The 17,583-nt window shown below is 73.9% G+C and carries 17 protein-coding genes; 11 read left to right on the top strand and 6 right to left on the bottom strand.

Annotated features, from left to right (window positions below):
* Nucleotides 1-104 precede the first annotated feature (104 nt).
* The 3 genes from ACIPRD_RS14780 to ACIPRD_RS14770 all read left to right on the top strand — a co-directional run bounded on the left by ACIPRD_RS14780 (nucleotide 105) and on the right by ACIPRD_RS14770 (nucleotide 3,213).
* Complete coding sequence (locus tag ACIPRD_RS14780) at nucleotides 105-1,682, top strand: ABC transporter substrate-binding protein (protein ID WP_401563078.1); 1,578 nt, start codon at nucleotides 105-107, stop codon at nucleotides 1,680-1,682.
* Between the two features lie 116 nt (nucleotides 1,683-1,798).
* Nucleotides 1,799-2,482 carry a uracil-DNA glycosylase gene (locus tag ACIPRD_RS14775; RefSeq protein WP_356403277.1) on the top strand — a complete coding sequence of 228 codons (684 nt, stop codon included), beginning with the start codon at nucleotides 1,799-1,801 and terminating at the stop codon, nucleotides 2,480-2,482.
* A 206-nt stretch (nucleotides 2,483-2,688) separates the two neighbouring features.
* Nucleotides 2,689-3,213, top strand: coding sequence for a hypothetical protein (locus tag ACIPRD_RS14770; RefSeq protein WP_356403280.1), 525 nt, complete (start codon nucleotides 2,689-2,691; stop codon nucleotides 3,211-3,213).
* Between the two features lie 91 nt (nucleotides 3,214-3,304).
* Here the strand turns inward: ACIPRD_RS14770 and ACIPRD_RS14765 are convergent, their stop codons facing one another.
* Nucleotides 3,305-3,778, bottom strand: a complete 474-nt coding sequence (locus tag ACIPRD_RS14765; protein ID WP_401563076.1) for a hypothetical protein — start codon at nucleotides 3,776-3,778, stop codon at nucleotides 3,305-3,307.
* A 271-nt stretch (nucleotides 3,779-4,049) separates the two neighbouring features.
* On the opposite strand from ACIPRD_RS14765, the gene ACIPRD_RS14760 reads away from it, so the two are divergent.
* On the top strand, nucleotides 4,050-4,961 hold the full coding sequence (locus ACIPRD_RS14760; RefSeq protein WP_356403286.1) for a Gfo/Idh/MocA family oxidoreductase: 912 nt from the start codon (nucleotides 4,050-4,052) through the stop codon (nucleotides 4,959-4,961).
* Here ACIPRD_RS14760 and lnt read toward each other — a convergent pair.
* Both lnt and ACIPRD_RS14750 read right to left on the bottom strand, forming a co-directional pair.
* Nucleotides 4,879-6,453 (bottom strand): apolipoprotein N-acyltransferase, encoded by a 1,575-nt coding sequence (gene lnt, locus ACIPRD_RS14755; protein ID WP_401563074.1) that lies wholly within the window; start codon nucleotides 6,451-6,453, stop codon nucleotides 4,879-4,881. The two genes, ACIPRD_RS14760 and lnt, sit on opposite strands and share 83 nt — an antisense overlap.
* Nucleotides 6,454-6,711: 258 nt before the next feature.
* Nucleotides 6,712-7,233, bottom strand: a complete 522-nt coding sequence (locus ACIPRD_RS14750) for a nuclear transport factor 2 family protein (protein WP_356403292.1) — start codon at nucleotides 7,231-7,233, stop codon at nucleotides 6,712-6,714.
* 92 nt (nucleotides 7,234-7,325) lie between these two features.
* Between ACIPRD_RS14750 and ACIPRD_RS14745 the strand changes: the two genes are divergently transcribed.
* The 3 genes from ACIPRD_RS14745 to ACIPRD_RS14735 all read left to right on the top strand — a co-directional run bounded on the left by ACIPRD_RS14745 (nucleotide 7,326) and on the right by ACIPRD_RS14735 (nucleotide 9,322).
* The gene (locus ACIPRD_RS14745) at nucleotides 7,326-7,937 is read left to right on the top strand and encodes a DUF4291 domain-containing protein (RefSeq protein ID WP_401563072.1); all 612 of its coding nucleotides are present in this window, start codon (nucleotides 7,326-7,328) and stop codon (nucleotides 7,935-7,937) included.
* A gap of 142 nt (nucleotides 7,938-8,079) precedes the next feature.
* Nucleotides 8,080-8,523, top strand: a complete 444-nt coding sequence (locus ACIPRD_RS14740; RefSeq protein ID WP_401563070.1) for a hypothetical protein — start codon at nucleotides 8,080-8,082, stop codon at nucleotides 8,521-8,523.
* A 58-nt stretch (nucleotides 8,524-8,581) separates the two neighbouring features.
* Complete coding sequence (locus ACIPRD_RS14735) at nucleotides 8,582-9,322, top strand: SDR family NAD(P)-dependent oxidoreductase (RefSeq protein ID WP_401563068.1); 741 nt, start codon at nucleotides 8,582-8,584, stop codon at nucleotides 9,320-9,322.
* A gap of 108 nt (nucleotides 9,323-9,430) precedes the next feature.
* Here the strand turns inward: ACIPRD_RS14735 and ACIPRD_RS14730 are convergent, their stop codons facing one another.
* Nucleotides 9,431-9,610, bottom strand: a complete 180-nt coding sequence (locus ACIPRD_RS14730; RefSeq protein ID WP_356403304.1) for a hypothetical protein — start codon at nucleotides 9,608-9,610, stop codon at nucleotides 9,431-9,433.
* Between the two features lie 129 nt (nucleotides 9,611-9,739).
* The gene (locus ACIPRD_RS14725; protein ID WP_401563066.1) at nucleotides 9,740-10,624 is read right to left on the bottom strand and encodes a TVP38/TMEM64 family protein; all 885 of its coding nucleotides are present in this window, start codon (nucleotides 10,622-10,624) and stop codon (nucleotides 9,740-9,742) included.
* A gap of 340 nt (nucleotides 10,625-10,964) precedes the next feature.
* On the opposite strand from ACIPRD_RS14725, the gene tuf reads away from it, so the two are divergent.
* On the top strand, nucleotides 10,965-12,155 hold the full coding sequence (tuf, locus tag ACIPRD_RS14720) for an elongation factor Tu (RefSeq protein ID WP_401563064.1): 1,191 nt from the start codon (nucleotides 10,965-10,967) through the stop codon (nucleotides 12,153-12,155).
* A gap of 180 nt (nucleotides 12,156-12,335) precedes the next feature.
* A complete protein-coding gene (locus ACIPRD_RS14715) occupies nucleotides 12,336-13,181 on the top strand; it encodes a spermidine synthase (protein ID WP_401563062.1) in 846 nt (281 codons plus the stop codon).
* 241 nt (nucleotides 13,182-13,422) lie between these two features.
* Here the strand turns inward: ACIPRD_RS14715 and ACIPRD_RS14710 are convergent, their stop codons facing one another.
* Nucleotides 13,423-14,451, bottom strand: a complete 1,029-nt coding sequence (locus ACIPRD_RS14710) for a hypothetical protein (RefSeq protein ID WP_356403316.1) — start codon at nucleotides 14,449-14,451, stop codon at nucleotides 13,423-13,425.
* Nucleotides 14,452-14,568: 117 nt separating this feature from the next.
* On the opposite strand from ACIPRD_RS14710, the gene ACIPRD_RS14705 reads away from it, so the two are divergent.
* Nucleotides 14,569-15,027, top strand: coding sequence for a DUF4442 domain-containing protein (locus ACIPRD_RS14705; RefSeq protein WP_356403318.1), 459 nt, complete (start codon nucleotides 14,569-14,571; stop codon nucleotides 15,025-15,027).
* A 488-nt stretch (nucleotides 15,028-15,515) separates the two neighbouring features.
* Entirely contained in the window at nucleotides 15,516-17,417 is a 1,902-nt protein-coding gene (locus tag ACIPRD_RS14700) for a hydrolase (RefSeq protein WP_401563060.1), read from the top strand.
* Nucleotides 17,418-17,583: the final 166 nt, after the last annotated feature.

Here is a 17,583-nt window from a genome sequence, read left to right as displayed (position 1 = left end):
AGATTCGATCAACAAGCCATGTTTCAGGGGAGGTTCAGGGGGCGCGGTGCTGCGGTATGGTCTGCCGACCCGACCCTTGGTATGGCCGATCGAGGAGCGTGCGCGTGTTCAACCGGAACCGATTCCTGCGGAGGATCGCGGCGATCGCGTCCATCTCCCTGGTGACCGGCTGCGGGCTGCTGTCCAACGGCGACCCCGACAGCAAGGGACCCATCGTCGTCGGGACGACGAGCGCCCCCAGCACGCTGGACCCGGCCGGCGCCTGGGACGGATCGTGGGAACTCTTCCGCAACATCTACCAGACCCTCCTGGCCTACCCCAACGGTGCGACCACGCCGCAGCCGGACGCCGCCCGGAGCTGCGCCTTCACCGACCGCACCAACCGCACGTACAGCTGCACGCTGCGCGACGGGATGCGGTTCGCCGACGGCGACCCGCTGAACGCGCGGGCCGTCCAGCACTCCATCGACCGCATCCGCAGCATCAACGCCCCGAGCGGCCCCGCCGGACTCCTCGGCAGCCTGGAGACGGTCGAGGCGGTCGGCGACAGCGAGGTGGTCTTCCACCTCAACAAGCCCGACGCCACCTTCCCGTTCGTGCTGGCAACCCCGGCCATGTCCATCGTCGACCCCGGCGACTACCCCGCCGGCTCCCTGCGCAAGGGCGACGAGGCGGAAGGCTCGGGACCGTACCGGCTCCAGTCCTACGAGGACGGCAAGCAGGCCGTCCTGGTCCGCAACGACCACTACAAGGGCTTCGCCGACCGGCAGAACAGCGCGGTCACCATCCGGTACTTCCAGGACTCCGCCACCATGGTCGCGGCGCTGAGGTCGGGGGACGTCGACACCACCTACCGCGGCCTGGCCGCGGGCGACGTCCTCGCCCTCCAGAAGCGGAGCGACTCCGACCTGCAGCTCATCGACGGCGCCGGCACGGACATCAGCTACCTGGTGTTCAACCCCAAGGACTCCTGGGCCAGGCAGCCCGCCGTGCGCAAGGCCGTCGCCCAGATCGTGGACCGGGGGGCGATCGCGCACAAGGTTTACCGGGACACCGTGGACCCGCTGTACTCCATGGTCCCCAAGGGCCTCACCGGCCACACCACGGCCTTCTTCGACACCTTCGGCGACCCGAGCGTGTCCAGGGCGCGCAAGATCCTCGACGGGGCGGGCATCCACCAGCGCGTCCCGCTCACCCTCTGGTACACCACCGACCGCTACGGCTCCGAGACCGCCGTGATGTTCCAGGAGCTGAAACGGCAGCTGGACGACTCCGGCCTGTTCGACGTCACCCTGCGCAGCCGCCCCTGGAAGACGTACGTGGTCGGCTACCAGAAGGGGGAGTACCCGGTGTTCGGCCGCGGCTGGTTCCCGGACTTCCCCGACGCCGACAACTTCATCGCGCCCTTCGTCGGCAAGGAGAACGCGCTCGGTACGCCGTACCCGGCCAAGCGGATCACCACGGTGCTGCTGCCGCGCTCCCGCACCGAGAGCGACCGCGGCAGAGTCGTGAAGGACCTGGAGGCGGCCCAGCAGATCATGGTGGACGACGCCCGTCTGATCCCGCTCTGGCAGGGCCGGCAGTTCCTCGCCGCCCACGACGACATCTCCGGCGCGGAACGGTCCCTGGACCCGTCGACGATCATGATGATGTGGGAGCTGCACCGCAAGACCAGCTGGTGAGAAGCCTGGTGAGCGGCCTGGTACGCGGTCTCGTGAGCGGCCTCCCCGCCCGATTGTCAGTGGCCCCCTGTAGGTTCTGAGAACGGGAAGTGACCGCACATCGTGAGGACGTTGACGTGACCGACATCGCCATGCTGCCCGAGTCCTGGCGCGGGGCTCTGGGTGACGAACTGGACCAGCCCTACTTCAAGGAGCTGACCGAGTTCGTCGAGGAGGAGCGGGCGAAGGGCCCCGTCTACCCCCCGCGCGAGGAGGTCTTCGCCGCGCTGGACGCGACGCCCTACGACAAGGTCAAGGTGCTGGTCCTCGGACAGGACCCCTACCACGGCGAGGGCCAGGGCCACGGCCTGTGCTTCTCGGTCCGTCCCGGGGTGAAGACCCCGCCCTCCCTGCGCAACATCTACAAGGAGATGCAGGCGGAGCTCGGCCTCCCGGTCCCTGACAACGGCTACCTGATGCCGTGGGCCCAGCAGGGCGTCCTGCTGCTCAACGCGGTGCTCACCGTCCGGGCCGGCGAGGCCAACTCCCACAAGGGCAAGGGCTGGGAGAAGTTCACGGACGCCGTGATCCGCGCGGTGGCCGACCGGCCCGACCCGGCGGTCTTCGTCCTGTGGGGCAACTACGCCCAGAAGAAGCTGCCGCTCATCGACGAGAGCCGGCACGTCGTGGTCAAGGGCGCGCACCCCTCGCCGCTGTCCGCGAAGAAGTTCTTCGGCTCCCAGCCCTTCACCCAGATCAACGAGGCCGTCGCCCTGCAGGGCCACGAGCCGATCGACTGGGCCATCCCCGACCTCGGCTGACCGCCGCCCGGGGCGCGCAGCGGTACCGGACCGTACCGGCTCCGCGCCCCGACCGCCGACCGGGCGCGGTGCCGCGTCCGTACGGGGCCGCCTGCCCGGGATTGCCGGTGCCTGCGGTTAGCGTCGGTGCACAGGGCCGACGAGACGGCCGAGGAGACGGCTGCCCCACGGCTGCCGGGACGGCCGGCGACGGTCCGGAGGACGCGGTGGCGGAGCGACAGGAGCAGGCGGCGGCACCGGATGCCGTGCTGACGCGGATCGGGCAGGTCGTGATGCTGCACCACGGTGGTGACCGCGAGGAGGCCAGAAGCCGTCTGCTGGAGCTCTGGGCCGAGACCGGCGCGGCCGGGGACCCGCTGCACCGCTGCACGCTGGCGCACTACCTCGCGGACACCCAGGACGACCCGGCCGACGAACTCGCCTGGGACCTCCGGGCGTTGTCGGCCGCGGAGGAACTCACCGACGGCCGCCCCGGAGCCGACCCGTCGACCGTACGCGGCTTCTACCCCTCCCTCTATCTGAACCTCGCCGCCGACTATCTGAAACTCGGCCGCTCCGAGGCCGCCCGCACCCATCTGTCCCTGGCCCGCCGCGCCTGCGGCGCCCTCGTCGACGACGGCTACGGCGCGGGGGTGCGCGCGGCCATCAACCGCCTGGAACTGCGGCTGGGCGACGACGGCCCGGCCGCCGGGGAGGGCTGGGGTCCGCCCCGGCAACGCCCCACGAGCTGAGCCGTTCCCCGTGCGGGTGCGGGTGCGGGTGCGGGTGCGGGTGCGGGTGCGGGTGCGGGTGCGGGCCGCTGTCGTGGCTGCCGCGACCCGGTCAACGGCCGTACGCCTGCCGGCAGATCACCGCCTCGGGGCTGTCCCCGTGCCAGCCGCCGTACCGTCTGCCGAGGGCGCACACGTCCGGAGCCTTCGGGACCGTCCGCGTGACGTCCGGGAGGCCGGTGCGGGTGTGCCGCGGCTGGTTCTGGCGCGGCGGCGGGTGCGGCACGGCGCGGGGTGCCCGCGCCGCAGGCGCGTGGAGGGCGGGCGGGGGCGGCGGGCGGTGCGCGGTGCCGGGTTCGTGGTGGTGGGGACGGCGGGACGGGCCGACCATCTCCAGGGCCTCACGGGCCGGGGCCTGGACGACCCGAGGTTCGGCGCTGCCGTCCGGCCGGGGTACGGCCGGCTGTGACGGCGCGGTGTCCGGCGGGCTGCCGGGTGCCCCCTGCCGCTGCACCGTCACGCAGCCGGAGAGGGCCGAGACGGCGACGGTGAGCAGGAGCGCTGCGGTGGTCGTCCTTCGATGCACCCGCGCAACTCTGCTGGTTCCGTGCCCCTCTTGGCACCGTGCGGGGGAGCCCGATGCCCCCGCATGGGTGATCTCGTGCCCCGCAGGGAGGGCTTGGGAGTTCCCAGGGTGACGCCCGGCCGCCGCCGGCAGCGGTCCGCTCGCCGCTGCCGCCGGTCCGCTCGCGAAAGGGGTCGGTGTGATCGTCGTACCGCATCGGGGCGGCGTCACCGGCCGGTGGCCCCGTATCCTGCCGGGGAACGGACAGCGGCGGAACGGCAGGAGAGAACACGTGAGGGTCGGCTGCATCGGACTCGGGGACATCGCACAGAAGGCCTACCTCCCGGTGCTCGGCAGCCTTCCGGGCATCGAACTGCACCTGCAGACCCGCACCCCCGCGACCCTCGCACGCGTCGCCGACACCCTGCACCTGCCCGGGGAGCGGCGCCACACGACCCTGGACTCCCTGATCGGCGCCGGTCTCGACGCGGCCTTCGTGCACGCGCCCACCGCCGTCCACCCCGAGATCGTCACCCGGCTCCTCGAAGCGGGTGTGCCCACCTACGTGGACAAGCCGCTCGCCTACGAACTCGCCGACTCCGAGCGGCTGGTGGACCTCGCCGAACAGCGCGGCGTCTCCCTCTTCGTCGGCTTCAACCGCCGGTACGCCCCCGCGTACGCCCAGTGCCAGGACCACTCCCGCGACCTCATCCTGCTGCAGAAGAACCGGACCGGGCTGCCCGAGGAACCGCGCTCCATGGTGCTGGACGACTTCATCCACGTCGTCGACACCCTGCGCTTCCTGGTGCCCGGACCGGTCGACGACATCAGCGTGCGCGCCCGGACCGAGGGCGGCCTCCTGCACCACGTCGTGCTCCAGCTCGCCGGTGACGGCTTCACCGCGCTCGGTGTGATGAACCGGCTCAGCGGCTCGGCCGAGGAGATCCTGGAGGTCTCCGGACAGGACACCAAGCGGCAGGTGATCAACCTCGCCGAGGTCGTCGACCACAAGGGACAGCCGACGCTCCGCCGGCGCGGCGACTGGGTGCCGGTCTCCCGTCAGCGCGGCATCGAACAGGCGGTCCTCGCCTTCCTCGACGCCGTCCGCGCGGGCGAGGTGCTCAGCGCCAGGGACGCGCTGGAGACTCACGAACTGTGCGAGCGGGTGGTGCGAGAGGTTCTCGACCGCTCCGGCGCAGCCTGAGCGCCCGCGCGCCCTCGGACGCGCACAGCACGGCGAGCACCAGCAGCGCGCCGTCCACGGGCCAGTCGCCGTAGCGGACGTACGGGGTGACGCCGTGCGCGAGCGGGACCTCGTACACCCGGGCGGCGCTCGCGTCCGTGCCGAGCCACGGGCCGACGCGCTGCCCGCCGGGGCCGTAGACGGCGGAGACTCCGGTCAGGGTCGCGTGCACCATGGGCCGGCCGGTCTCGGCGGCGCGCAGCGCGGCGAGCGAGGCGTGCTGCGCCGGGGCCCAGCTGCCCTGGAAGCTGGAGGTGGAGGACTGGCCGAGCAGGACGTCCGCGCCGTCCCCGGCGAGATGGCGGCTCATGTCCGGGAACGCGGTCTCGAAGCAGATCAGTGGTCCGACCCGCAGGCCGTGCCCCACGTCCATCACGACCTGTTCGGTGCCGCGCCGGCGGTCCTCGCCGGCCGCCCTGCCCACCGAGGTGGCCCAGCCGAGCAGGGCGCGCGCCGGGACGTACTCGCCGAACGGCACCAGCCGCATCTTGTCGTACCGGTCGCCCGTCGGGCCGTCCGGTCCCACCAGGACCGAGCTCTTGTAGATGCCGGGGCGGTCGGAACGGCGCGCGTCCACGCCGACCAGGAGGTCGGCGCCCGTCTCCCGGGACAGCGCGGAGAGCCGCCGGGCGAGGTCCGGCCGGTCCCGGAGGTCGTGCCCGACGCTGGACTCGCCCCACACGATCAGATCGAGGTCCTGCCCGGCCAGCCGCCTTGTCAGCCGTTCCTCCAGGCCGAAGCGGGCCGCCGCGCTGTGCGGGCCGGTCACGACGCCCGGCTGGACGACGGCGATCCGCGCCTGGGAGTCCACGTGCGGACGCGGTGCCCACAGCCACGTCGCCGAGGTCGCGGCGGCCGTGGCCACCAGCGACGCCACCGCGGGCACCCGGGCCTCGCGCACCGACACGAGCACCGTCACCGCGACGTTCACGGCCACCACCAGGAAGCTCAGCAGCCACACCCCGCCCACCGAGGCCAGCCGCAGCGCCGGACCCACCTGCCACTGACTGGCGCCCAGCATGCCCCAGGGGCCGCCGAGGCCCTGCCAGGAGCGGACCAGCTCCACCACGAGCCACGCCGACGGCAGCACCAGCAGCGCGCCCGCGCCCCGCCCCGGTGACGGCCTCCCGCCCAGGAACCTGCGGACGAGCCACCCCCATGGCGCCCACAGCAGGCCGATCAGCGCCGCTATCAGGAAGATGAACACGTGCAGGCTCGGCAGCAGCCAGTGGTGCACCGCCAGCATGAACCCGAAACCGCCGCACCAGCCGTCGTACGCCGCGCGCCGCCCGGTCGGCGCCGAGCGGGCCAGCAGGAGCCACGGGACGAGAGCGCCGTAGGCGAACCACCACAGCGAGGGCGCCGGGAACGCCAGGACGGGCAGCGCACCCGCGAGGACGGCGGCGCACGAGCGCCGCCAGGGAGAGGTCAGCCAGCGGTCGATCGTCCTCATACGGACTCCCTTACCCAGCCTGCCTCCAAGTCTGCGCGCGGTGGGCGATCTCCGACAGGGGAGCGCTTCTCCGTCGGCGCGGGCTTCGGGGCCGGGCGGGCTCTCCTGCGCGGGGGCGTGGCCGTCGTCGCCGAGGCGGGGGCTTCTGCACGGAGGCCGGGGCGGGACCTCCGGAACCTCCCGCGTGAGGGCCCGCGCCCCGGCATCCGAGCCGACTCAACGGGAGGCGTCCGCCGCGCGCCCGGCATCCGGGCCCACTCAGCGGGAGGCGTCCGCTGCGGGGCCGGTGTCCGGTCCGCGGCGCCACCTCTCGTGCACGACCACCTCGTTCAGACGCCAGCCGTCCACCGTGCGCAGCAGCCCGAACCCGTACCGGCCGCCGCAGATCAGATCCAGGGCGCCCGAGGCGTGCGGGGCGTCCGGGGTGTGCGGCACATCCGGGGCGCCGGCGCCGGAGCGGCGCAGGGGGCTGACGTAGTCGGCCCGTACCCGGGCGGTGTCCCCGGTGTCGTGCTCCAGCACACCGAACCGCAGACTGCGGTTGACGATCAGATGCTGCCGCATCGTGAACGGTGCCAGGCTCCCGGCGAGCCACGCGGCCACCTGGTCCGCGCCGCCCTCGATGCCCCCGGCGGAACGGTAGTCGGCCCGCCCGTCCGCCGTGAACAGCCTCCGGTACGCCGCCCAGTCGCCGTCGTCCACGGTCACCGCGTACGCGGTCACCAGATCGTCGACGGCCAGTCGGTCCATCACGGTCGCGAGCTCCGTACGCTGCGTCATCGGCACAGTGTTGGGCACCGGGAGCCCTGAGCCAAGAGGCGCGCCGCGATATTCACTGGCGCGCCTCGCGGCGGACCCGCCAGCCTGTCCCCGTGAACGTCCGAACGACCGAGCCGGAGCCCACGCACCGCATCCGGGCCCGCCACACCGACACCACCGTCACCGTCTACCAGGCCTACCGCCCCGAGATCGGCGCCCCCGCCGCGCGCACCGGCCGCTTCCCGGCCGCCTGGAAGCGCGACCGGATGACCTGGATCAAGCCGTCCTTCCTGTGGATGATGTACCGCTGCGGCTGGGGCGCCAAGGAGGGGCAGGAGACCGTCCTGGCCGTCGAGATCACCCGCGAGGGTTTCGAGTGGGCCCTCCGCAACGCCTGCCTCTCCCACTACGTCCGCGGGGTGCACGACGACATGGCCTCCTGGAAGCGGGAGTTGCGGCGCGCGCCGACGCGGGTGCAGTGGGACCCCGAACGCGACCTCCACCTCGCCGCGCTGCCCCACCGCTCCCTCCAGCTCGGCCTCGCCGGCGAGGCGGCCGCACGGTACGCCGACGAGTGGATCGTGGGGATCGAGGACGTGACACCCCTCGCGGCGGACATCCACGCGGCGGTACGGACGGGCGACCTGGACCGGGCGTCCGCACTGCTGCCCGAGGAGCGCCCGTATCCGATCGCTGAGGCGACCCTGGCGCACCTGCGGGCGTGAGTCTCCGGGGTGTCGTGCCCGGCCTCGCGGGACAGGCTGTCGGGCGGGCGGTGGATCCGGCCGGTGGCGAATCGGGGGTTCCGGCACCGGACGATCACGCTCTCATGGAGCATCGGCAGCGTGAGACATTCCTGGGGGTGCTGTGGCCGACGCGGACGGGCAGGGAAAAGGGCGGGGGCTGATCTTCTGTGCGGCGGGGCTGTCGGTCGCGGTCGCAGGGATCGGGATCGCCCACGCCGCCCATGAGACCCGCTCCCGTCTCCACGCCGTGGAGAGCGCCGGGAAGGCGTTCCCGCAGGCCCTGGGGTCGGGCGACGGCAGGGGGGCGTGCGGCCGCATGACCCGCGCCGCGCAGGCCCGGCTCGCCGCCGACCAGCACCGGGACAGCTGCCCGGCCGCCGACGCCGCCCTCGTCGGCCCGCTCACCCCCGCCGAACGGCACCGCACGGCGACCTCGTACGCCTCCGTCTTCTTCGCGAAGGAGGGGAGCTTCGGACACGTCGGCGTCGGCGACAACCCACTCCAGATCGTCGAGCTGCTTCTTTCCGAGATCCACGGCGAATGGCTGGTGGCCGAGGTGAAATAGCCGATGAGGGACCGAAGACGAGCCGTGGGGCGTGCGAGCGAGCCGGGAGAGGGACGGGATGAGTCGTTCGATCACTGTGGTGACCGGTGGTAGCCGGGGGATCGGGGCCGCGACCTGCCGGCGGCTCGCGGCGGACGGGCATGACCTGGTCCTCGGGTACGTCCGGGACACGGAGGCGGCCGACGAGGTCGCACAGGACGTGCGCGGGGCCGGCGCGCGGTGTGTGGTCGTGCGCGCCGACACCGCCGTGGAGGCCGATGTGGAGCGGCTGTTCGAGATCGCGGAGGAACAACTCGGGCCGATCACCGGGCTGGTGAACAACGCCGGTGTCACGGGCCGGATCGGCCGGCTCGCCGACACCCCGACGGACGTGCTGCGCGCGGTCGTGGACGTCAACCTGACCGGCACGCTGCTGTGTTCACGCCGTGCCGCACAGCTGATGACCGCCCACGGCGGCGGCGCGATCGTCAACGTCTCCTCCGCGGCGGCCACTCTGGGCAGCCCGGGCGAGTACGTCCACTACGCGGCGACCAAGGCGGCCGTCGACGCTCTGACCCTGGGCCTGGCCAAGGAACTCGGCCCCGACGGGGTCCGGGTCAACGCGGTCGCTCCCGGCGTCATCGACACCGGGATCCATGCCGCGGGCGGCGATCCGGGGCGTGCGGAGCGGCTGGCCGCCGGCATCCCCCTGCGCCGTCCCGGCCGGGCCGAGGAGATCGCCGCCGCCGTCTCCTGGCTGCTCTCGCCGGAGGCGTCGTACACGACGGGCACGGTGCTGCGCGTGGCCGGCGGACGCTGAGGCAGGGGGCGACAGGGGAACGGGGCAACAGGGCAACAGGGGAAGGGCGGGCGCGGGGGCCGCGGCGGGCGGACGGTTGCGTGGCCGGCGGTTCGGGGCGGGCCGTGCTCAGGCCGCCTCGATGATCTGCTCGCGGATCGCCGCCGCCCACTCGACCACCAGCAACTCGTACTCCGCGCGCTCCCGGGCCGACAGAGAGCCGCTCGCGCGCAGCCACAACGCCCTGATCTGCTCGTTGACTTCGGCAGCGGAGCGCGCGGAACCAGAAGGCATCGCATCGGGGGACATGCGGGCAAGCCTAGGGGCAAGAACTGACAGCGCGCTACCGCGCGGCTACGCAGAAGACATGAGGCGTTCCCGGGGCCGCCGGGCGGACGGACGGGGCGGGGCACATGGTCCCGGTGCGGTACGCCGGGTTCAGCGGCCGCGCAGCCGGTGACGCTTGCGCCAGGCCACGACGGTGCCGGCCAGGGCCGGCAGGGCGATGGCGGCCATCGCGATCAGGAAGGCGGGTGAGGTCGGCGCGGAGGCGCGGGCCCCGGCGACGGCGTAGGCGGCGGTGTTCGGGACCGAGCCGACCGCCGTGGCCAGCAGGAACGGCAGCCAGCGCATCCGGGAGACGGCGGCACAGTAGTTCGCCGCCCAGAACGGCACGCCCGGGAAGAGCCGCGCCGCCAGCATCGAGCGGAAGCCGTGCCGGCTGAGCTGGCCGTCCGCCGCCTTCAGCCAGCGGCCGCGCAGCAGCGGCCGCAGCGCGTCCTGGCCGAGCAGCCGGCCCAGTCCGAAGGCCAGCCCGGCACCGAGCACCGTGCCGGCCAGCGCGGTGGCCAGGCCCAGCGAGGAACCGAACAGCGCGCCCGCCGCCAGGTTGAGCAGCGGGCGGGGCACGAACGCCACGGTGCAGACGCCGTACGCCACGGCGAACACCACGGCCGCCGCGGCCCCGCCGAGCTGCGGCGGCCAGCCGTGCGTCAGCATCCGCTGCGGATCGAACAGCAGCACGCACGATCCGGCGCCCGCGAGAAGCGCGACCAGCAGCGACAGGCGCGCGTACGGGGACAGCAGCGCGCGTGTGCAGCGAGCGGTGAACCGCGCGCGCGGTACGGCGGGGACGGGGGTCGCCGGCAGCGGTACGGCCGGGACGGTGGCCTCCGTGTGCGGCACGGCCGGGGAGGCCGCCAGGCGCGGGGCGGCGGGAGCGGGTGCGGGAGCGGGTGCGGGAGCGGGGACGGTGAGCTCCGTGGCGGCGGCCCGGGGAGAGGCCGTGGCGGTGCCCCCAGAGCGGGTGGTGGCATCGAGCATCTGGTGACACTAACCGACGAACGCGCGTGATCGGTGCACGGCCGCCGTCACTTTCCGGTACCTGTGCCGCGAGGATCCCGGGACCCGCGCCGCCGAAAACCATTCGACGTGCGACGACGGGTCCGAGATGATCTGTCCATGTTCCGGTACGCCTTCCTCCTCGCAGCATCCGCCGTCGCGGATGCGCCGAAGGCTGCCGTGCCGATCTTCCCGGCCGCTGTCCACGGCGCCCGAAGCTGACCCTCTCCGGAACGTCCGGCGGACCCCGCAGGGGGAGGGTCGGCCAGTCCCCGGGGTCCCTCTTTTCCGCAGCTTTCCGGAGAGACTTCGAGGTACAGCCATGTCCAAGACGGCCTACGAGCGCACCAAGCCGCATCTCAACATCGGCACGATGGGCCACGTCGACCACGGCAAGACCACCCTGACCGCCGCCATCACCAAGGTCCTGGCCGGGCGCGACAGTTCCGGCGGCACCCGGTACGTGTCCTTCGACCGCATCGACCGTGCTCCGGAGGAGGCCGCCCGCGGCATCACCATCAACCTCGCGCACGTCGAGTACGAGACCGACACCCGGCACTACGCCCACGTGGACATGCCGGGGCACGCCGATTTCATCAAGAACATGGTGACCGGCGCCGCGCAGCTCGACGGGGCGATCCTCGTCGTGTCCGCGCTCGACGGGATCATGCCGCAGACCGCCGAACACGTGCTGCTCGCCCGGCAGGTGGGCGTCGACCACATCGTCGTCGCGCTCAACAAGGCCGACGCGGTCGAGGACGGCGAGGACGCGGTGCTGGCCGACCTGGTCGAGCTGGAGGTCCGCGAACTGCTCACCGCGCAGGGGTATCCGGGCGACGCCGTGCCCGTCGTACGGGTCTCCGGGCTCAAGGCGCTGGAGGGCGACCCGCGCTGGACGGCGTCCGTCGAGGCGCTGCTGGACGCGGTGGACACCTACGTGCCCGTGCCCGAGCGGTACCTCGACGCCCCGTTCCTGCTGCCGGTGGAGAACGTGCTCACGATCACCGGACGCGGCACCGTCGTCACCGGTGCCGTGGAGCGCGGGACCCTCAGGGTGGGGGACCGGGTGGAGGTGCCGGGCACCGGCGTGGAGAGCGTGGTCACCGGCCTGGAGACCTTCGGCAAGCCGATGCGCGAGGCGCAGGCCGGGGACAACGTGGCCGTGCTGCTGCGGGGCGTGGCGAGGGACGCCGTCCGGCGTGGCCACGTCGTCGCCGCGCCGGGGAGCGTGGTGCCCGGCCGCCGCTTCTCGGCCCGGGTGTACGTGCTCCCGGGGAGCGAGGGCGGTCGTACGACACCGGTCCGCACCGGTTACCGGCCGCAGTTCTACATCCGAACCGCCGACGTGGTCGGGGACGTCGACCTCGGCGAGGCGGCCGTCGCCCGGCCCGGCGAGACGGTGGACATGACCGTCGAGCTGGGCCGGGACACACCGCTCGAGGTGGGGCTCGGGTTCGCCGTCCGGGAGGGCGGACGCACCGTGGGAGCCGGGACCGTCACCTCGGTGGGGTGAGCGTCGGCCTCGGTGGGGTGAGCGTCCGCCTCGGTGGGGTGGGCGTCCCCCTCGGTGGGGCGGGCGTCGGCCTCGGTGGGATGAGCGTCACCTCGGTCGGGCGAGCGTCCCGGCGCTGTCGCGGACAGCGTGCGCGGGGGCGTGGTCCTGAGCGGCGGCGGCCCGGGGACAATGGGAGGCGTGAGTGAAGCCATACCCGTCACCCGGGCCGTCGACCACGGCACCGCCAAGCTGATGCCCGATGTCGACCGGGAGCGGGCCTGGCTGCTCACCGTCGACGGAGCACCTCAGTCCTACGTCGATCTGGACGATCCCGCCCACCTCGAGTTCGAGTACGCGCGCCGGCTCGGGCACGTGCTCGACCTCGTGGACGACGCGGGCCGGCCGCTGGACGTGGTCCACCTGGGCGGGGGCGCGCTCACGCTGCCCCGCTACGTGGCCGCGACCCGCCCCGGTTCCCGGCAGGACGTCGTGGAGGCCGACCGTGCCCTGCTGGAGCTGGTCGCCGAGCATGTGCCGCTGCCGGCGGGCTCGGGCGTCGCGCTGCACGCGGGCGACGCCCGGGCGTGGCTGGAGGGGGCCCCGGACGACTCGGCCGACGTGCTGATCGCCGACGTCTTCGGCGGCTCCCGGGTCCCGGCCCACCTCACCTCCCTCGGCTACGCGGCCGAGGCCGGGCGGGTGCTGCGTCCGGACGGCGTCTACCTGGCCAATCTCGCGGACGCGGCGCCGTTCGGCTTCCTGCGCTCCCAACTGGCCACCTTCGCGGCCGTGTTCGAGGAGCTTGCGCTGATCGCCGAGCCGGGGGTGCTGCGGGGGCGGCGGTTCGGCAACGCCGTGCTCGTGGCGTCGCGCCGTCCGCTCGACACGGCGGCCCTCGCCCGCCGCGCCGCCGCCGACGCCTTCCCCGCACGGGTCGAACTCGGTGCGGCGCTGCGCGAGTTCACCGGCGACATGCGTCCGGTCGACGACGCGGACGCCGTACCGTCTCCCGAGCCTCCCGGCGGAGCGTTCGGCATCGGCTGACCCGGCGGCGCCCCCGGCGGCGGGACACGGAGCGCGCCGAAAGGGGCGCCGGGTGCGGGATTTCGGCTCCCGGCGCGGAAGTCCGGCCTCGGGTAAGCGGGTTCGGCCCGCACGGGGAACCGGCCCCGGGTACGGGTTCGGCTCCGGGGGCCCGAGTGCGGCCTCGGGTACGGGGGTTCGCCCTCGGGTACGGAGGTCGGCTCCGGGGTCCCGCCTCCGCGTGCGGCGGCGGGACCGACCGTCACGATCCTGTCGGCTCGCCGTGCAGACGCACGGTGCTCATGATCTTGAGGATCGTGCTGTCCGCGACCTCGTCGTGGACACCGGTGGCACCGTAGAGGCTCCAAGCCACGAAGTCGTCCTGGGAGTTCTTGAATCCGAACGTGACGGCCTTGCCGTCGCTGCCGCACTTCGACTTCCCCTTGCTGGGGCTGTTGTGCGACCGGGCCCACGCGTAGCTGCCCGTGATGCCGGAGTCCGTCTTGAACGCCTTGGCCTTCTTGTCGTAGCCGAGGCTCTTCTTGTCGGGCTGGGTGTAACCGCCGTAGACCCACCAGGCCACCTGGTTGACGGCCACCTCGTCGGTGTCCGCGGCGCCGCTCGCGCCCTTGGTGCCGGCCACCGCCAGCGGTGTGTCGTCGGTCCTGCCGTCCTTGTCGTCGTCGGACGTGCACCACTTCGACTTGTAGGCGGCCGTGCCCGACATGGCGATGAGCGGCTTGCCGTCGTCGGACTTGTCGTCCTCGAAGCCGATCTCGAGCGTCGGCGAGCGCACTTCCCAGGTGGCGGGCACGTCGAAGGCGACGCCCCACTTCTGGTTCACCACGACCTTCCAGCCGGCGATCGTCGGCTTCTCGGTCTCCGTGCCGCGCGGGTTGTCGCCCGCGCCGGATCCCGTGGCACCCGGATCCGTGGAGGGCGTCGCGGGCGCCGACCGCTTGCCGTCGCCCGTGCCACCGCCGGCGTTGTCGTCCTTGCCTTTGCCGAGGACCAGGAAACCGGTCACGCCCGCGGCCACCACCACGGCCGTGGCCGCCACGATCGCGACGAGCTTCGTCCGGTTGCCGCCGCCCGACGGGGGTTCAGGGGCGCCCATGGGGGCCGTCGCCCCCCACTGCGGCTGCTGCGCGTAGGGACTCGGCTGCTGATAGCCGGGCTGCTGATACGGGTTCGGCTGCTGATACCCCGGCTGCTGGTACGGATTCGGCTGATTCTGCGGGTCGTTCTGCGGGTCCTGCCCGCCTCCGGACGGCTGCTGTCCTGGCCACATGGGCGCCCACACTAGCGCCGACGTCGGCACGATCGGGTCACCGGCCCTCGTCAGAGCTGTCACGAAACGGGCAACGGTCCTGGCCACGGTGGGCTACTCGTGAGTAACATGTTGGCCATGAGCGCAGACCAGATGTCGATCGGCGAGATGCTCGCCGCCACCGTGCCGATGGCCCGGACGCTGAACCTGGAGTTCCTGGAGACCTCCCCCGAGCGGGCCGTCCTGTCCCTGCCGGACCAGGGCGACTTCCACAACCACGTCGGCGGCCCGCACGCCGGCGCCATGTTCACGCTGGGAGAGTCCGCCAGTGGCGCGATCGTGCTCGCCGCGTTCGGCGACCAGCTCACGCGCGCCGTGCCGCTCGCCGTGAGCGCCGAGATCGCCTACAAGAAGCTGGCGATGGGCGCCGTCACCGCGACCGCGACCCTGGGCCGCCCGGCCGCCGACGTGGTGGCCGAGCTGGACGCCGGTCAGCGCCCCGAGTTCCCGGTGGCCGTCGAGATCCGGCGCGCGGACGGCGCGGTCACCGGCGAGATGCGGGTCGTCTGGACACTGCGGCCCAACGGCCAGGGCTGACAGGCCGGGTGGACCGGTCCCGGTCAGGTGGCCGCCCGGTCAGGTGGTCGCCCGGTCCGGTCCGTCACCGGTCAGGTTCGTCACCGGTCCTGCCCGTCACCGGTCCGGTGCGTACCCGGCGAGTGCCCGGTCCTGGCGCGGTGCGTGCCCGGCCCTGGCCCGGTGCCTGCCCGGGGCGGCCCGTTCCCGGTCCGGTAGGTGCCCGGTCCGGTTCCGGCTCACCGGTTTCCGCCCGGCCGCCCGGTCCCGCACGGCCGTGACAGGCGAAGACGCGAAGAGGGGTCCCGAGGGGCCCCTCTTCGCGCGTTCACCGGCCGTGCCCTCCACTCGCTTGTTTCCCGTGAGGCGGGTGTGTCAGGGTGAGCCTTCCCCTGAGAGGGCAGCGGCCGGAGCGAACGAGGCCTGTCCTCCGGGTGCGTTGACAAGGCACCGCCGCCGGCAGGGCGCCATGTCGCATGCCGTCCTGCGGCGGGAAAGGAAACGGCTCCGTGCAGTCCTCCCACCCCCCACACCCCTCGTTCCCCTCGGGCCCCGGGCCGGAACCGGGCGAGTCCGACGCCGAGCTCGTCGCCCAGCTGACCGGCGCCCACGCCCGTCGGCACCGGGCCGTCGCCCTGCTGCTGGCCCGGCACTGGTGTGCCACCCGCGACTACGCCGCCGTCTGCCTCACCGCCACGGGCCCCTCGGCCCAACTCGTCGCCACCGCGGCCTTCCACGACGTGCTCGGCCGGCTGACGTCTCCGGCCGGCGCCTCGGGGAGCGGTGCGGCCGGTGACGCGCCCAGGGGTGCGGCCGCGCGCGCCCTGCGCCCGCAACTGCTCGTGGCCGTACGGGAGTCCGTTCGCGCCTGGGCGGCCGACGACGGGGCGTGCGTGGTCATCCCGGAACTGCGCAAGACCACCAGCGGCCGCGGTCTGCGCGCGACGATGAACCGCACACCCGAGAGGCGCCGCGTCGCCGAACGCGCCTATCTGGCCCTGCCCGTGGCCGACCAGTGCCTCCTGTGGCACACCGAGGTCGAGGCGGAGGCCGTGGACGTGCCCGCCGGGCTGTCGGGAATGGACCACGCCACCGCGTCGGCCGCCCTGGACCAGGCCCGTGAGCAGTTCCGCACCGGCTGCGTACGCGCCCACCGCGAACTCGCGCCCTTCGACGCGTGCCGCTCGTACAACCACCACCTCGGGCGCCCCGGGCAACAGGGTCCGTCCCCGGAGATGCGGCGGCACCTGGCCGGCTGCGCGCATTGCCGCCACGCCACCGACCAGTTGGGCCACTTCGAGGGACGGCTGGACGTCCTGCTCGCCGAGACCGTGCTCGGCTGGGGCGCCCGCCGCTACCTGGACTCCCGCCCCGGCCGCGCCAGCCGTACGGGCCGGCCCGGCACCCCGGAGAACGGCTGCGGTCCGGGCGGCGACGAGCGGCGCCGGAGCGCGGCCGCCGGGCGGCGCCGCAGGGCACTCGTCCTCGGCGCCGGTCTCGCCTCGATCGCGCTGCTCGCCACCGTGTTCGTGGTCAGGGGATGGCCCGATGACAACGCTGTCCGCGGACCCGGTTCCGCCTGGAGCGCCGGCTCCGCGGACCGGGTCGGCCGCTCCGGCGCCGTCACCCCGGCCCGGCACCCCTCGGCGGCCCTGCCGGCCGGCGACGCACCGGAGGAGGGCGCGGCGGCCGTCCTGGGCAGGCTCCGCGAGCCGGTCTCCGGCCGCTGCCTGGAGGCGGCCGGCGCGGGCGCGGTCCCGCTCGTGACGGTCGTACGGCCCGCCGGGTGCTCCTCCGCCGGCTCGCAGCAGTGGTCGTACCGGGGCGACGGTGTGATGCGCAGCGCCATCGATCCCACCCGCTGCCTCGCGGCCGGCCCCGGAGGCCTGACGCTGGCCGGCTGCGGGACGGGGAAGCGGGACGCCGGGAGCCGGTACGGGCTGACGGTGCGCCGGCAGGGCGGCAGGATCACCGTCGTGCCGGGCGCGCGGCGTGCGGTGCCGGGCGCCCTCGGCACGGCCTCGGACCGCCTGTGGGTCCTGGAGACCGGCCAGGCGGAGGCGCCCGAGCGACCCGGCCCGGCGGCCCCGGCTCCGGTACGGCCGGACCCCGCGCGGGGGAGCGCCGGGGCGCCCGTGGACGGCGCACCGGGCACGGACGGGCCGGGTGTGCCGGGCACGGGGAACGAGCAGTACCGGGGGGAGTACCGGCCCCGGATCGCGCAGGTCCATGTGAGGCGCACCCCGCAGGGGCGGACCTCGGGGGAGTACCTTGACTGGGCCGATGTGCCGCTGGTCACGGCGTCCCCCGTCTCTCCCGCCGCCCCGGCCGCCCCGCTCTCTCCGCTCTCCCCGACCGACCCCGACGCTCCGGTCGTCCGCCTCTTGGGGACCTTCCGGGTCTCCCCGTGAGCGGCACCGCCGCGAATCGACGCCCTGGCTGTCGCGTCCCGGCTGCGGCGGACGCGACGGGTACGGCGGACGCGACGGGTACGGGAGATGCGGCGGGTACGGCGGATGCGGCGGCCAGGGCGGCGGCAGCGCTGGTGGACACGGCGCCTGGGCCATGACGGGTACG

It is taken from the genome of Streptomyces sp. NPDC090108 (genome assembly GCF_044747185.1).
GTDB lineage: Bacteria > Actinomycetota > Actinomycetes > Streptomycetales > Streptomycetaceae > Streptomyces.
Note: the sequence above shows the minus strand (reverse complement) of the source record. Positions and strands in the feature narration are given on the sequence as shown.

What these genes read in the sequence shown, in the direction of transcription:
- lnt (WP_401563074.1), bottom strand. Translation starts at nt 6,453, where the DNA reads ATGAGGACGATCGACCGCTGGCTGACCTCTCCCTGGCGGCGCTCGTGC.
- ACIPRD_RS14750 (WP_356403292.1), bottom strand. Translation starts at nt 7,233, where the DNA reads ATGACGCAGCGTACGGAGCTCGCGACCGTGATGGACCGACTGGCCGTC.
- ACIPRD_RS14735 (WP_401563068.1), top strand. Translation starts at nt 8,582, where the DNA reads ATGAGTCGTTCGATCACTGTGGTGACCGGTGGTAGCCGGGGGATCGGG.
- ACIPRD_RS14730 (WP_356403304.1), bottom strand. Translation starts at nt 9,610, where the DNA reads ATGTCCCCCGATGCGATGCCTTCTGGTTCCGCGCGCTCCGCTGCCGAA.
- ACIPRD_RS14725 (WP_401563066.1), bottom strand. Translation starts at nt 10,624, where the DNA reads ATGCTCGATGCCACCACCCGCTCTGGGGGCACCGCCACGGCCTCTCCC.
- tuf (WP_401563064.1), top strand. Translation starts at nt 10,965, where the DNA reads ATGTCCAAGACGGCCTACGAGCGCACCAAGCCGCATCTCAACATCGGC.
- ACIPRD_RS14710 (WP_356403316.1), bottom strand. Translation starts at nt 14,451, where the DNA reads ATGTGGCCAGGACAGCAGCCGTCCGGAGGCGGGCAGGACCCGCAGAAC.
- ACIPRD_RS14705 (WP_356403318.1), top strand. Translation starts at nt 14,569, where the DNA reads ATGAGCGCAGACCAGATGTCGATCGGCGAGATGCTCGCCGCCACCGTG.